Annotated in this window: 19 protein-coding genes; 12 read left to right on the top strand and 7 right to left on the bottom strand. The window is 44.6% G+C overall.

From position 1 onward, the window contains the following. Positions 1–43 precede the first annotated feature (43 nt). The gene (locus AC3CIA_RS11800) at positions 44–505 is read right to left on the bottom strand and encodes a DUF2919 domain-containing protein (protein WP_065205012.1); all 462 of its coding nucleotides are present in this window, start codon (positions 503–505) and stop codon (positions 44–46) included. A gap of 109 nt (positions 506–614) precedes the next feature. On the opposite strand from AC3CIA_RS11800, the gene AC3CIA_RS11805 reads away from it, so the two are divergent. Both AC3CIA_RS11805 and AC3CIA_RS11810 read left to right on the top strand, forming a co-directional pair. Then, positions 615–959 carry a DUF2956 domain-containing protein gene (locus tag AC3CIA_RS11805; protein ID WP_054547624.1) on the top strand — a complete coding sequence of 115 codons (345 nt, stop codon included), beginning with the start codon at positions 615–617 and terminating at the stop codon, positions 957–959. 12 nt (positions 960–971) lie between these two features. Beyond that, positions 972–1,304 (top strand): DUF4156 domain-containing protein, encoded by a 333-nt coding sequence (locus AC3CIA_RS11810; protein WP_054547623.1) that lies wholly within the window; start codon positions 972–974, stop codon positions 1,302–1,304. A gap of 104 nt (positions 1,305–1,408) precedes the next feature. On the opposite strand, the gene AC3CIA_RS11815 is transcribed toward AC3CIA_RS11810, so the two are convergent. Beyond that, positions 1,409–1,696, bottom strand: coding sequence for a winged helix-turn-helix domain-containing protein (locus AC3CIA_RS11815; protein ID WP_004734273.1), 288 nt, complete (start codon positions 1,694–1,696; stop codon positions 1,409–1,411). Positions 1,697–1,901: 205 nt separating this feature from the next. Here AC3CIA_RS11815 and AC3CIA_RS11820 point away from each other — a divergent pair, with 205 nt between their 5' ends. From AC3CIA_RS11820 to AC3CIA_RS11835, 4 genes are all read left to right on the top strand, one after another. Beyond that, positions 1,902–2,249 (top strand): ArsC family reductase, encoded by a 348-nt coding sequence (locus tag AC3CIA_RS11820; RefSeq protein WP_054547622.1) that lies wholly within the window; start codon positions 1,902–1,904, stop codon positions 2,247–2,249. Between the two features lie 99 nt (positions 2,250–2,348). After that, positions 2,349–3,485, top strand: a complete 1,137-nt coding sequence (gene dapE, locus AC3CIA_RS11825) for a succinyl-diaminopimelate desuccinylase (protein ID WP_054547621.1) — start codon at positions 2,349–2,351, stop codon at positions 3,483–3,485. Positions 3,486–3,531: 46 nt separating this feature from the next. Beyond that, positions 3,532–4,206, top strand: a complete 675-nt coding sequence (locus AC3CIA_RS11830; RefSeq protein ID WP_488518153.1) for a M15 family metallopeptidase — start codon at positions 3,532–3,534, stop codon at positions 4,204–4,206. Between the two features lie 8 nt (positions 4,207–4,214). Next, complete coding sequence (locus AC3CIA_RS11835) at positions 4,215–4,424, top strand: DUF2897 family protein (RefSeq protein ID WP_004734277.1); 210 nt, start codon at positions 4,215–4,217, stop codon at positions 4,422–4,424. Positions 4,425–4,589: 165 nt separating this feature from the next. On the opposite strand, the gene bamC is transcribed toward AC3CIA_RS11835, so the two are convergent. After that, positions 4,590–5,636 carry an outer membrane protein assembly factor BamC gene (gene bamC, locus AC3CIA_RS11840; protein ID WP_054547618.1) on the bottom strand — a complete coding sequence of 349 codons (1,047 nt, stop codon included), beginning with the start codon at positions 5,634–5,636 and terminating at the stop codon, positions 4,590–4,592. A gap of 49 nt (positions 5,637–5,685) precedes the next feature. Continuing rightward, positions 5,686–6,564, bottom strand: a complete 879-nt coding sequence (gene dapA / locus AC3CIA_RS11845) for a 4-hydroxy-tetrahydrodipicolinate synthase (protein WP_004734279.1) — start codon at positions 6,562–6,564, stop codon at positions 5,686–5,688. A 373-nt stretch (positions 6,565–6,937) separates the two neighbouring features. Between dapA and AC3CIA_RS11850 the strand changes: the two genes are divergently transcribed. Then, positions 6,938–7,480 (top strand): glycine cleavage system transcriptional repressor, encoded by a 543-nt coding sequence (locus AC3CIA_RS11850; RefSeq protein ID WP_017079431.1) that lies wholly within the window; start codon positions 6,938–6,940, stop codon positions 7,478–7,480. 12 nt (positions 7,481–7,492) lie between these two features. After that, on the top strand, positions 7,493–7,963 hold the full coding sequence (gene bcp / locus AC3CIA_RS11855) for a thioredoxin-dependent thiol peroxidase (protein WP_017079430.1): 471 nt from the start codon (positions 7,493–7,495) through the stop codon (positions 7,961–7,963). A gap of 138 nt (positions 7,964–8,101) precedes the next feature. On the opposite strand, the gene AC3CIA_RS11860 is transcribed toward bcp, so the two are convergent. Both AC3CIA_RS11860 and AC3CIA_RS11865 read right to left on the bottom strand, forming a co-directional pair. Beyond that, positions 8,102–9,178, bottom strand: a complete 1,077-nt coding sequence (locus AC3CIA_RS11860) for an AI-2E family transporter (protein WP_054547617.1) — start codon at positions 9,176–9,178, stop codon at positions 8,102–8,104. Next, positions 9,171–9,410 (bottom strand): sulfurtransferase TusA family protein, encoded by a 240-nt coding sequence (locus tag AC3CIA_RS11865; protein ID WP_017107216.1) that lies wholly within the window; start codon positions 9,408–9,410, stop codon positions 9,171–9,173. Before AC3CIA_RS11865 ends, AC3CIA_RS11860 begins: the two co-directional genes overlap by 8 nt. A gap of 178 nt (positions 9,411–9,588) precedes the next feature. On the opposite strand from AC3CIA_RS11865, the gene bepA reads away from it, so the two are divergent. From bepA to AC3CIA_RS11885, 4 genes are all read left to right on the top strand, one after another. Next, complete coding sequence (bepA, locus tag AC3CIA_RS11870; RefSeq protein WP_488518154.1) at positions 9,589–11,043, top strand: beta-barrel assembly-enhancing protease; 1,455 nt, start codon at positions 9,589–9,591, stop codon at positions 11,041–11,043. A gap of 123 nt (positions 11,044–11,166) precedes the next feature. Further along, positions 11,167–11,517, top strand: a complete 351-nt coding sequence (arsC, locus tag AC3CIA_RS11875) for an arsenate reductase (glutaredoxin) (RefSeq protein ID WP_017086244.1) — start codon at positions 11,167–11,169, stop codon at positions 11,515–11,517. Between the two features lie 6 nt (positions 11,518–11,523). Next, on the top strand, positions 11,524–12,117 hold the full coding sequence (gene wrbA / locus AC3CIA_RS11880; protein WP_171316963.1) for an NAD(P)H:quinone oxidoreductase: 594 nt from the start codon (positions 11,524–11,526) through the stop codon (positions 12,115–12,117). Continuing rightward, positions 12,114–12,551: a DUF2069 domain-containing protein gene (locus tag AC3CIA_RS11885; RefSeq protein WP_019821630.1), complete on the top strand. Its 438-nt coding sequence runs from the start codon at positions 12,114–12,116 to the stop codon at positions 12,549–12,551. Before wrbA ends, AC3CIA_RS11885 begins: the two co-directional genes overlap by 4 nt. Positions 12,552–12,661: 110 nt before the next feature. Here the strand turns inward: AC3CIA_RS11885 and AC3CIA_RS11890 are convergent, their stop codons facing one another. Beyond that, on the bottom strand, positions 12,662–13,915 hold the full coding sequence (locus AC3CIA_RS11890; protein ID WP_019821629.1) for a DUF2066 domain-containing protein: 1,254 nt from the start codon (positions 13,913–13,915) through the stop codon (positions 12,662–12,664). Between the last annotated feature and the right edge of the window lie 260 nt (positions 13,916–14,175).

Here is a 14,175-nt window from a genome sequence, read left to right on the forward strand (position 1 = left end):
CTTCTAAGTATAATTGTGAATGGGACAAATGTTTTGATGAGAATCAGTCTTCGAGCTCAACCACTTTAAAGCAATCCCTAGCGGCATGACTATTGGTTAGAAAAAGCGCTAACCATAGGAGCAATAACAGGGTGATGCCATTTGACCAACGGAACCATCCATTATCCAGATAGATTAAATAAATGGTATGAGACCCCTGTGCCAAGATAGCCACCATGGTGACCCAACGCCCCCAAGATACGACTTTATTGAGGCGCTTTCTCTCTGGTGTTCTGAGTCCAAACAACCACATGAGTAACAAGATCGGAATACTCAATGCAATCCCAACATAAAACATTTGATGATCTGGATAGATGATTTCGAGGATATCAGTGCCCGACTCTCGGCTTGCACCTGCAACAATGAAAACGACCAAAGCTTTCGCCAGAAATAGCCAACCTAACCATAATAGGATTGGGGCTTTTAAAAAGCCGTGCTTGTCGTATTGTTCTATGGAGTACCGCACAAATCTCACTTTCACTTATTTTCAAACCAACACTTTAACGCAAATCATTCATACTTAACTAGGTTTGCGTTATCTTATTGGTTAATCCGTTTTAATTATCGAACTCAGTATGAAAAAGAAAACTAATACACCATCTGTTGAATCACAACAAGAAGCACTGAAGATAGCCAAAGCGACACAAAAGCCAGCTCAAACCAAAGAACAAACCAAGTTGATTGCTCAAGGTATCGAGAAAGGCATCGCACTCTATAAAAAGCAGCAGAAAGAACGTGGCCGTCAAGCCGATAAAGCTAAAAAACGCGTACAGAAAGAGAAGCAGACTCTGCAAGCGAACCAAGACCAAGAACAGAATGTCGAATCGAACAAAGAAACAACATCAAATCACGCCAGTAAATTGCCGTGGTTGTTATTGTTCGCAAGCTGGATAGGCTTCGCGATTTATTTGATGAAATAACAGGATAAGCGTATGAAAAAGGAATTAATCGCTTTGGCTATGAGTAGCGTGCTACTTGGTTGCACGACACCGACATCAATGCCTCATAGCGAAGCTGACAACGTGCAAATGGATTTCCACGGCCTTATCAATATTGCGCAGTGCGAGTATAAAGGGGAAGTCACTGGCAGCGAGGGCCATTGGTATAGTTACCTGTTTTACCCAAACGACACCTTGATTCAGGGCGCCATGAATGAGCTCAAGTCAAATACGATTGAGCTAGGTGCAGATACCGTGATATTTACACTCCCCCAAGACTTTTCCACTTCCGTGACTATGTTGGGCACTGCCTATCTGTGTAATTAGGGAGAAACATAATTAGGTAGCTCGGTGCTCAAATGAGCAAGATGCTACCACTTCGATTTCTACTTCTACTTCTACTGCAAAAAAGAAAGCCAGCTTTCGCTGGCTTATGCACTAAATCCAAGGCTTGTTGCTATATCGCCTTTACGTTGGATAACCCATTGACTGTCAAATGGACCCCAGTCGGATAACTGGTAATAGCCATCATTATGACGTCGCCCATCTTGAACAAACATAAGTTCGATACCGATCCCCGGTAACGCCTTGAGTACATCTTGAATAGTACGACGAGGCCAACCCGTTTTTTCGATGAGTTTAGGCACATTTGGCCTATCAAGGCTTTCCACTAACAATGCTAAATATAGCCGCCTTGCAAAAACAGGACTCAACTCCATTGACACCTCCTATATATGTGCAACTCAATTATTTCTTTTTTCGCTGACAACATGTTGAGGTTGATCAATAAGTCTCCAATAGTGACATTTTCTTACTGTTTTTTTTCACTCTATGAAATATTCCTCACTCTATTTTGTCTGAATTGCAGCTTCCTGATAGGATTCAACTCATAACAACGAAATAAAATCACCCAAAGGAAGAACAATGACTATCACTATGTTTGGCATTCCGAACTGCGACACCATTAAAAAAGCAAAGAAATGGCTCGAAGCTGAAGGGATCAAGTTCGAATTTCACGATTATCGCAAACAAGGCATCACTGAAGAGTTGGTTACGACCTTCTGTTCAGAACTTGGCTGGGAACTTGTATTGAACAAACGTGGTACAACTTATCGCCAACTTTCACAAGAACAGAAAGATACATTAACGGAAGACAAAGCCGTGACTCTGCTTGTTAAGCAACCAGCAATGATTAAGCGACCGATACTAAAAGTAGACGGCAAGCTTCATATCGGATTTAAAGCCGACCAATACGCCGCTATTTTTGCTTAGAGCGTATTATTTACATAGACAGACAACTGGACGTTGTTCTCGGAATCAGCGTCCTAAAAATTAATGACTAGACGTTTTATTTAAACAAGGAATTCAAGGATGACAGATAGCCCAACTTTGGCTCTGGCAAAAGACCTCATTAGCCGTCAATCGGTAACCCCTGAAGATGCAGGTTGCCAAGACCTGATGATTGAACGCTTAAAAGCACTCGGCTTTGAAATCGAAGTGATGGTATTTGAAGATACTACAAACTTTTGGGCTCGCCGTGGTACAGAGGCGCCTCTGTTTGCCTTTGCTGGCCACACTGATGTTGTACCTGCAGGCCCAATTGACCAGTGGAACACTAAACCATTCGAACCGACTATCGTAGACGGTTTCCTGCACGGTCGCGGCGCGGCAGATATGAAAGGTTCTTTGGCTTCAATGATTGTTGCTGTCGAGCAGTTCATTGCTAAACACCCGGACCACAGCGGCTCAATCGGCTTCCTTATCACGTCAGATGAAGAAGGTCCTTTCATCAACGGTACGGTACGTGTTGTTGAAGCACTGATGGCTCGTGGCGAGAACATCGATATGTGTATCGTTGGTGAACCATCAAGTACTGAGTACGTTGGTGATGTCGTGAAAAACGGCCGTCGTGGTTCTATCACTGGTGATCTAACAGTTAAAGGCACACAAGGTCATGTTGCGTACCCTCACCTAGCGAACAACCCAGTACACAGCTCTCTGCTTGCGATCAATGAACTGGCTACTACCGAGTGGGATAAAGGTAATGACTACTTCCCACCAACAAGCTTCCAGATCCCAAATGTAAGTGCGGGCACAGGCGCATCAAACGTGATTCCTGGTGAGTTTAATGTTCAGTTTAACCTTCGTTTTAGCACAGAGTTAAACAACGACATCATCGTTGAGAGAATCACAAATACACTCGACAAATACGATTTCGAATACGATTTGAAATGGACATTCAATGGCGACCCGTTCTTAACAGACGCAGGCTCACTGCTTGATGCTATTGTTGATGCCGTTGGCCACGTTAATGACGTAAAACCAGCACTACTGACTACAGGTGGTACATCTGACGGGCGCTTTATTGCGCGCATGAAAGGGCAAGTCGTAGAGCTAGGTCCGGTTAATGCCACCATTCACAAGGTTAACGAATGCGTGAAAGTGGCTGACTTAGAGAAGCTAACCGACATGTATGAGAGAACATTAGTGAACCTGTTCGCTAAATAGTTCTTTCATCAGCGATTGATAGCTTCTAATTATTGAGAGACGCGTTATGACACCAGAGCAGCTTACCGGGCAATCAGATTCTCATCTGGAACCTAACCTGATTGGCACCAAGACATTCTTGGTTCACAGTACTGTCAAAGATGACCTAAACAGTTTGATTGAAGCTGCTCAACTCGCTGGCTTTAAAATGGAGATTGCCAGTGGCTTTCGCGACTATGAAAGGCAATCTCTGATTTGGAACCGTAAGTTTTCTGGTGAAGCACCAATATTAGACTCAGAAAGCCAACCACTTGATGCTTCAAGACTCAGTGAACAGCAAAAGTTGTCAGCGATACTGAGGTGGTCTGCACTGCCTGGGGCGAGTCGTCACCATTGGGGTTGTGACTTTGATGTCTTTGCTCGTAATCACTTGCCTGAAGGCACACAGCTGCAACTGGAACCATGGGAATACCTTACTGGCCACCAGCAAGCATTTTACCAATGGCTTTATGCCAATGCATCTCAATTTGGGTTCTTCTTTCCGTACAGTCAAGACCTCGGCGGTGTGGCGATAGAACCTTGGCATATCAGCCATCGAAAAGTATCGGAGTTGTGTTTATCACAGTTATCTCCCTCTTTACTTGGCAAGCAACTCCAATCTAAGCCAATATTAGGGTATGAGATTATTATGGAGCAGCTAGACGAGATCTATGCGCGCTTCGTGGCGAATATCAGTCATTAGGAGCGCTTATGTTGGAGTGGCTTACAAACCCTTGGGTTATCATCATCATCGTGGTTAGCGTTGTGGTGGGTAATATTGCTGCGCTCAAACAGACCGCCAATATGGATCTGACTGGTCGTAACAAAACAGAGAAAGACTTAGACAAGCTCAATCAATTGGATAAACAGAACCAAGAGAAAGCTCAAAAAGATGAGTCTACGGACAACAAAGACGCTTAATTTTGTAGCTCTAAGGAGCCAATCTAATTTGCTAATAATCCGCTGACGACTAATCAACGAATACAAAAAAGAGGACACAATGTGTCCTCTTTTTTATTGGCTTTAGCTAACCACAGGGCTGATATGACTAACTCTGTGGTTTTTCAGCTATGCTCATCAGTTTACTTACTCTGCATCAGCTTCTTTGTCATCTTTGGTTTGGTCAGCAACATGTGCTAATACCGGTACCATAGACTTAAGTAACGCTTCTTCTACTGGTTTACCTGATGCATCCGTTACGTTAATTGACGTACGGTTACCAAGATCACCAAACAAGAAGGTGTAAGTGCCTGGAGCCAAATCAATGGGTTGTAGGCCAATTGTTTCCCAGAATTCATCATCTGGTGCAGCATACTTAGCTTTTACAGTACCTTGAGACTGGTTACGCTCTTCAAGCTCAAAGCCCATCGTCGGTAGCAAGGTAGGCAAACGCTGCCACAATACATTGTATGGAGTACGAGCAATGATCACAGGGAAGCCACTGCGGTCAGCACCCATTGAGATTGGAATGCGTTTAACCAACTCTTGTGCTTTCAACGCCGCTTCAGCACGAAGGTTCTCATCGTACTTAGCCATCACGAGGTTCGTTAAGAACGCGTTGTAACGCTCCTTATTGGTTGCCGATACCGGCTTCTCTTCAGAGCCTTCACGCCAATCAATCAGGTTAATCTTGAAGCCATGGCGGTTGTTCGCTTGGAAACGAGAGATAGAGTAGCGACTGCCGATCTCTACTTCTTCATCTTCAGAAACCCAAGTAACCCAATCGGTCTCAATATCGTTTTCTGACTGTTCACGAATACCAATGCCACGTTGTGCCAGCATATCTACAGCCGTTTGCCACACGCGGTCTGCTTCTTCAGCACGAAGAAGCCATAGTGTCACTTCACCATTCTGACGTTCAGCTCGAGCACCAGGGATCAGCTCAAGAACCTGTTGCGGCGGACGAATATCCACTTCACGGCCTGTACCACCACTGAACTCACCGCTTGGGATGTCAAAATTTGGATAGAACTGAGGTTGAGCATCTTCAGGCAGCTGCCATTGTGAAAACTCAGGTGTTTCTAAGTATTCGAAATCATCTTTGGCTTGGCGACGTTGAGTCGGGCTGCCAGAACATGCTGTAAGAACGAAAACAGCCAGTGATCCAATCACTAGCTGGTGAGAATACTTCATTTATACTCCTAAATGCCGAAGGTTCGCTTCGGCATCACTTCATACGTTTTTAGTAAATGCACGCTTCAGTCATTGCTTGAGCAACAACGGGTTGAGCTGGCTTTGACAATTCAGTCAACGGTAGACGTAAGCCACCTTCAGCAATCAGACCCATTTTATGAACCGCCCATTTTACGGGAATAGGGTTGGACTCAACGAACAAATTCTTATGTAGAGGCATCAAACGCTCATTGATCGCTTCTGCTTCTTCAAACTTGCCTTCTTTCGCTAACTTGAACATGGTTGCCATATCAGCGGCTGCAACATTGTTTGTTACAGAGATCACGCCATCGCCACCACGCTTAACAAATTCTAGACCTGTTAAGTCATCACCACTTAGTAAGATAAAGTCTTCGCCACAAAGTTCACGGTGAATTGCAATTCTGTCGAGATCACCCGTCGCATCTTTAAGTGCAACGATGTTTTCGATCTCAGCAAGGCGAGCAACCGTTTCAGGTAACAAGTCTACAGCAGTACGACCCGGTACATTGTATAGGATTTGTGGAACGTCACTGACTTCAGCAATCGCTTTGTAGTGTTGGTACAAACCTTCTTGAGTCGGTTTGTTGTAGTAAGGCGTTACGCTCAGGCAACCAGCAATACCAGAACCATTCAGCAAACGGCTGAATAGAACAGATTCGTGAGTTGCATTTGCACCTGTACCAGCGATAACGGGAATACGACCATCAGCAAATTCAACGATCTTATTGACGACTTTGACATGCTCTTCAATAGTGAGTGTTGAAGACTCACCTGTTGTGCCAACCGCAACCAGACCATCACTACCTGCAGCAACATGGTGCTCAACTAACTTTTTAAGGCTGTCGAAATCCACTTCACCATCTGTATTAAATGGCGTAACTAGCGCAACGATACTTCCTGAAAACATGTCTATCTCCCTTAATTTATTCTTTTTGCATGTTACTGTAAGCCAATCAATAAACACAAGACATTAAAGTGGCTTACCGGCAACATCTGCATTAAATATTGTCGTATGTTTGAGGTAAAACGACTTCTAACGGCGTTCTACCGAGAATTTGGGTAACCTGCGCTCAATCTAGCGGATAGCACAGCACTGGATGTCAGTAACAAGTAAGCTGTGCTCTCACCGCTCAATCTCATTTTTAACGCTCTCAATATTCTTATCATTGGTTGCATGTTAGAAGCAAGGTGCCTCATAAAAAGCCCCGTACGCACGCTTATTCCACAAGCTAACTGTGCTAACATGCATGAATCAATGGAATATAAAGAGACGTGATTTTATGACTCAACATCTAGTAATCACAGCTGTGGGCACAGATCGCCCAGGTGTATGCAACCAAGTGGTTCATTTAGTCACCCAATCAGGCTGTAACATTATTGATAGCCGTATCGCTCTATTTGGCGAAGAATTTACGCTTATCATGCTGCTGTCTGGAAAGGCAAACAACATCACCCGCGTTGAAACCACCCTGCCCTTGCTTGGACAAGAGCACGACTTGATTACGATTATGAAGCGAACCTCAACTCATGATGTTATTGAGAACTCTTACACCGTAGAGGTGTTCGTTGAGTCAGACGATAAAATCGGCCTTACCGAGCAGTTTACCCAGTTCTTCGCAGACCGTAACATCGGCCTCGATTCGTTAAGTGCGCGAACCATCAATAAATCTAAAGTTCAGCTCGATAACGACCAATTCCATATCTCTATTACCGCTTCTGTGCAATCAGAATGTAATTTGATGCAGCTACAAGAAGAATTTGACGCGCTGTGTCAGAGCCTATCCGTACAAGGCTCGCTCAACTTTATCAAAAACAGTTTTTAAAAAGGAAATATCATGAATACGCTAACGGCTGGTGTTCCAGCACCTGCTTTTTCTCTTCCTGATCAAGATGGCAATATCGTATCTCTTGGTGACTTCAAAGGTAAAAAAGTCCTGTTCTATTTTTACCCAAAAGCAATGACTCCAGGTTGTATTGTGCAAGCTGAAGGCCTGCGTGATATCAAAGCACAACTTGATGACCTAAATGTGGTTGTTCTAGGTGTGAGTGTTGATCCAGTAAAACGCCTACCAAATTTCGTCGAGAAGAAATCTCTAAACTTCACACTGCTATCTGATGAAGACCACAGCGTTGCTGAACAGTTTGGCGTTTGGGGCGAGAAGAAATTCATGGGTAAAGTGTACGACGGTCTGCACCGTATTAGCTTCCTAATTGATGAAGAAGGCCAGATTGAACACGTCTTCAACAAGTTCAAGACTAAAACTCACCACGAAGTGGTTCTAGACTACTTCAATCCAGAAGCTTAATGTTGTTTCTAGTGAATTAATGACCTAATTTCATACCTAGATGATCTAAGTTAACAATTGACTAAGCCAAATACAAAAAGGCCGAATATCATGGATATTCGGCCTTTTTAATACTTACTCAACTGTATTGTTCTTCAATTACGATTGATGCTCAGGGTCATCGTCGAGAGCATGACTCGGTAAAGCATTCCAAACCGCTTTTACCAGCGTAGCAAGCGGGATAGCGAAGAACACGCCCCAGAATCCCCACAATCCGCCAAACACCAATACCGCTACAATAATCGCTACTGGGTGTAGGTTCACGGCTTCAGAGAACAGAACAGGAACGAGCACGTTGCCATCTAGTGCTTGGATAATACCGTAAGCAAGAAGCAGCCAGTAAAATTGAGGCTCTAATCCCCACTGGAACAGGCCAACAATCGCAACTGGAACGGTCACAGCTGCCGCACCGATATAAGGAATCAGTACCGAGAAGCCGACCGCGACAGCCAACAGAGCTGAATAACGCAAATCTAGAATCGCAAAGGTCACATAGCTGACACCACCGACGATCAAGATCTCAAGCACCTTGCCGCGAATGTAGTTCGAGATTTGTTGGTTCATCTCAACCCAAACCTTGGTCGCTAGACGACGATTTTTCGGTAGCACGCCACTCGCCATGCTGATCATCTCTTCTTTATCTTTTAGTAAGAAGAAGATAAGCAGCGGCACAAGAATCAAGTAAACCGCAAGCGTAGCCAAGCTCACAAGAGAAGCTAAAGAACCTTTAACAACACTTTCACCAAAGCCCAATGCTTTATTTTTCGCGTTAGACACAATCGATTCAACGATCTGCAAGTTTGCTAACTCAGGATAGCGCTCAGGAATCGTCGCGATGAACTTCTGTAAGCCGCCATACATGCTTGGAATATCATTGATGAGATTACCCACTTGCTCCCAAATGGTCGGTACCAAACCAAATATCGCCAATAGCATCACGCTAAAGAACATTAAGATCACCAACATCACTGAAGGGGTTCTTGGAACACCGAGTCTTTGAAGTTGGGTAACCGGCCACTCAAGTAAGTAAGCCAACACAATTGCAACCAAGAGTGGCGCAATAAGGTGACCAAAAAAGTAGATCGTAATAAAGCCGAATAGAATGATGGCAACCAAACTGACAGCATGGGGATCAGAGAAACGTCGTTTATACCAACGATTGACCATTTCAAGCATCTGACTGCAATTCCTTTTTAGTGACGAGGATATGATGGTAATTAGAGCAAACCTCAGCGATGACGTCATAGGCTTGCTTAGACAAAAAAGTAACAATATCTTTCATCGAGCTGTTATCAGAGACATAAATTGACAATGACTGTCCTACTTCTAACTTTACACTGTGACGCTTGGCTAATAATAAAGCCATTGGACATCGCTCTTGGCGTAAATCTAGAATATTAGGTGTCATTCTTGGGCTCGATGCTTATTATAAGGGTCGTATTGTAATCTGTTTTTGAAAACGCGCCATCATTCATTCATCTTCCTTAATGATAGCGCACGCACTTAGTAAAGGTTAAATCAGATAAAGAACCAATTTGCATTGCTCTTGTCTTACTGTCAGAAGAAACGGAGTATTACTGACTAATATGTTTAAACGCGCTCGTTCAATTGCTTGCTTATGCATCGCAGCCACATTAAGCACCCCAACTTTGGCAAATACCAATGGTTTGGAGCTACCGGATATCGGCACCGCTGCTGGCGGCACCCTCACTATCGACCAAGAACTTATCTATGGTGATGCCTACATGCGCATCATCAGAAGCAGCCAGCCCATCGTCAACGACCCTGTTCTAAACCAATATATCGATACGCTCGGCCATCGCCTTGTCGCGAACGCGAATGATGTAAAGACCCCTTTTCAGTTCTTTATGATCCGTGACCGTAACATCAACGCCTTTGCATTCTTTGGTGGTTATGTTGCTTTGCACTCAGGTCTGTTCCTGCATGCACAATCTGAAAGTGAGTTGGCTTCAGTATTAGCGCACGAAATCGCGCACGTTACCCAACGTCACTTAGCGCGTAGTATGGAAGATCAAGCTCGCCGTTCTCCAGCAACCATCGCAGCGCTAGCAGCCTCTGTATTATTGGCCATTGCAGCACCTGAAGCAGGTATCGCAGCTCTAACTGCCACAACCGCTGGTAACATGCAGAGCCAGATCAACTACACCCGTAGTAATGAAAAAGAAGCTGACCGCTTTGGTATCAACACACTGGCGAAAGCAGGGTTCGATGTGAATGCGATGCCGCGTTTCTTCGGTCGTTTGGCTGATGAATACCGCTATGCAAGCACCCCCCCCCCAATGCTGCTGACTCACCCATTACCAGAAGATCGAATCACCGATTCTCGCGCTCGCGCTCGCAGCTATCCGCCACTTAAACTGGCTCCATCACTGGATTACCATCTAGCAAGAGCCCGCATTGTCGCGCGCTATGCGGGCATTAATAATGATGCTGCTCTAGATTGGTTTGAACGTAAGCTGAAGAAAGCACCTAAAGCCTTGGTTCCATCATTAGAGTATGGCCAAGCACTGGTTTACCTAGATTCTAAAAAATTAGACAAAGCTGAGCCGATTCTGACCAAGCTCATCAACAGCGATCCAACCAATCTATTCTATTTAGATGCGATCTCAGACCTGCACATTGAACAGAAAAAGCCTGAGATTGCGATTAAAGAACTCGAATCAGCGCTGGTTCGCCAACCAAACAACCCGGTTCTAACCATTAACTACGCCAATGCGCTGATTGAAAATGAAGACCTACAGAAAGCCGTTCGCGTGTTGCAACGTTACACGCACGATAACCCGAACGACACCAATGGTTGGCACCTACTTTCAAAAGTAAATACAAGCCTGGGTAATAGCGACGAAGAACTGGCTGCTCGTGCAGAGATCTTGGCACTGCAAGCCAACTGGAACAAAGCGATTCAGTACTATACGCAGGCTAGTCAAATCGCAGAGCTCGGCAGCCTAAAACAAGCACGTTACGACGCCCGAATTGATCAACTAATGATTCAGCGTGAACGCTTCTTGTCGTTACAGTAAGTGTATTTATTGGCAGCGGTTAGTTGTCAGAAGAAAAAGAAAGCTCAACGTTACATAGTTAAAGAAGCCACTCAAGTGGCTTCAACTGAACAATTAAATCAAAAATAATAATGAGGAAGAACCATGTCCGTCGTGATTTATCATAACCCACGCTGCTCAAAGAGCCGTCAAACTCTCGAACTGCTTGAAGCAAACGGCGTACAGCCAGAAGTTATCAAATACCTAGATACGCCTTTAACTATCGAGCAACTTAAAGTGCTTTTCACGCAGCTTGGTTTTGACAGTGTTCGCGAAATGATGCGCACCAAAGAAGCGGATTACAAAGAGGCTAATCTTGGCGATGCATCGGTTACCGATGAAGATCTATTCTCAGCAATGGCGACAAATCCAAAACTGTTTGAACGCCCTGTTGTTGTTGCGAACAACAAAGCAAAGATTGGTCGTCCACCAGAGCAAGTGCTAGAGATTCTGTAAGCCAATATGAGCATCAATATTCTTGTTCTCTACTACAGCCGCCACGGCAACACACGAGGGCTAGCAAGGCAAATTGCACGAGGGGTTGAATCTATCCCTAACTGCGAAGCCATGTTAAGAACCGTGAACGACGTATACACAGCAGAAGAGCAGCCTGATTCGCGTTATCAGCCAACCGATCCTATCGCGACATTGCAAGAGCTCCGTTCTTGCGATGGTTTAGCACTAGGCAGTCCGGTTTGGTTTGGCAACATGGCTGGACCTATGAAGCACTTTTGGGACAGCACAACATCACTGTGGATAAATGGCGATCTGATCGATAAACCAGCTTGCGTGTTTACCTCTTCTTCATCATTACATGGCGGGCAAGAGACCACACAACAAAGTATGATGTTGCCACTGCTTCACCATGGCATGTTAGTGGTGGGCATCCCCTACTCAGAACCTGCGCTGCATACCACTCAAACTGGTGGCACACCCTATGGTGCGAGTAGTACCGGAGAGAGCGCTTCATTAAGCAAAGATGAAATTGAGTTGGCGCAAAACCTAGGCAAACGCCTAGCGCGCATCGCAATAAACCAGAAGGGAATTTCTCAATGATGTATATGCCAGAGAAGGCTATGTCTCCCAAAACCAAGCTATTTCGCTACCTTGCTTTAGCGGGCAACTTGTCACTTTTATTCTGGGTGGTGGCTTGGCAGATGACGCTTTCACCGCACCCGCATCTTAGTAATATCACACTTGCGATCGCTTGGGCTGTGCCGCTGTTACTGCCATTACCGGGCATTCTAGCAGGTAAGCCTTATACGCACGCTTGGGCGAATTTCGTCTTAATGCTCTACTTCCTACACGCGTTAACGATTATGTATGTAGACGATGGTGAACGTTTATTAGCAGCTGTAGAGCTACTCCTGACTAGCCTAGGCTTCGCAGGTAATATCTTGTTTACCCGTTTTAGAGCCAAAGAATTAGGTATTAAGCTTAAGCGCCTTTCTGAAGTAGAAAAGAAAGAGAAAGCTAAGTTCGAGCAGTAATATTAAACCCATGCTTTTAAACTGACCGCTTATAAACAAAAAGCCCTGCGAGATTGCTCTTGCAGGGCTTTTTTCATGTTTTCATTTCAATCAGTCATGTCAGCTGACAATTATGAGCGAACCCACTCGTAGACCAAGCTTGGCTTAGCATGTACTGGCGCAGTGATGGTTAGATCTTCTGTACTAGAATCCTCTAACGTTGCGTCAGGCGTTAGCTCAGAATCCTCAGATACCTCGTTGCCCTTAATAACTTGTACGCCTGAGTCAGTTTCGTCACCAACGACTTCAGCAGCGTCTGTTGAATCATCACCGACAGACATTGTGTTGTCTTGAGTTTCAAATTCAGGACTCACTTCAGGCTCAATGTAAGATTCTTCAACCTTCGCAACTTGACGAATACTTGCGACTTCTTGCTCAAACTCTTGTTGAGTCGACAATAAGTGAATTCGGAAAGTAACTTCGTTGTTCTGAATCTTCAGGATATCTAGGCTTGCCACCGAGTTTAGACGCTTAAGTGCGTTCTCCAACTGGAAGAAGTCTTGAGCATTATTCAAGCTAATAAACTGCGTTAAAATCGATTCTGATGACTCACTCGCTACCGTCACGGCACTTTTACCTGCGTAGTAGTTACTGATTTGGTCGACTAACTTCTTAGAGGTCGTTGCGCTGTTACCTGATAAAGAACCACTTACAGGCGATGTTGGTGCGCTCGTCAATTGACTTGGCTTTTGATCGTATAGAGCCCAACGTAGGCCTGAAGATTGAGCCTTTATCACCAACACAGCATCAACAGGATAACGCTGACTCGCTTTACTGATTGGCGTAACAAAGCTACCCCACAAATCAGAAGTTGCAATACCCGTAATATCGTCAAAGTCACCCACAGGCAGCGTTAGAGGCAAACCGCGCTCTTTTGCGTTTGCTTGCAAGCCCGCTGCTAACTGCGAGTTAGAGTGTTCCCATACGATATTCTTGTCGTAGTTGTCCTCTTCTACCAGCCAAACAAGGATGTTTGAACGCGTGTCAGGCCAGTACGGTAACTGTGCTTGAGTCAATAGCGAACGGATTTGAGCACCGTTAAAACGCATACGCAATGTTGATTGGTCATTGCTTTCACCAAAACTCATTTGAGACATGTACTGCGAACTCTTGCGCATCGCCTTTTGAATCGTCTCATTCGAAGCGACATCAGTTTGGCCGGTCGCACGTATCAATACCTGCTCCATACCTGTATTTCTTGCCACTTGTTCTGGCTGTTTGTCTTCAGCGTTAATCGCAACTTCAGCACTAAAAATATCTACTTGAGTTAAGGCATAACTCGGAGAGGCTAATAGTCCCATCAACAACAATGCTATGTAGCGCATACTGATCCTAATATTCAAATCTTGTGCCTAGATGATAAGCAACTATGGATTGAGGGGCAAGGTCGATAGCGCCCACTGTGTTTAATAACCACAAAATATCACCTGGCCATGATAAATCGCTCACTTATAAACTGAATTTCTAGGGCTTAGATGGATATAAAACATCACTAAGATAAATAAATTTGATCTATTTGGTGTGGCAATCGATTGCTAAGTGATAGAATCCCGCGAATTTTATTTTTCACTTTTCATATAACGAC

This window comes from Vibrio sp. QJM3NY_27, assembly GCF_057785955.1.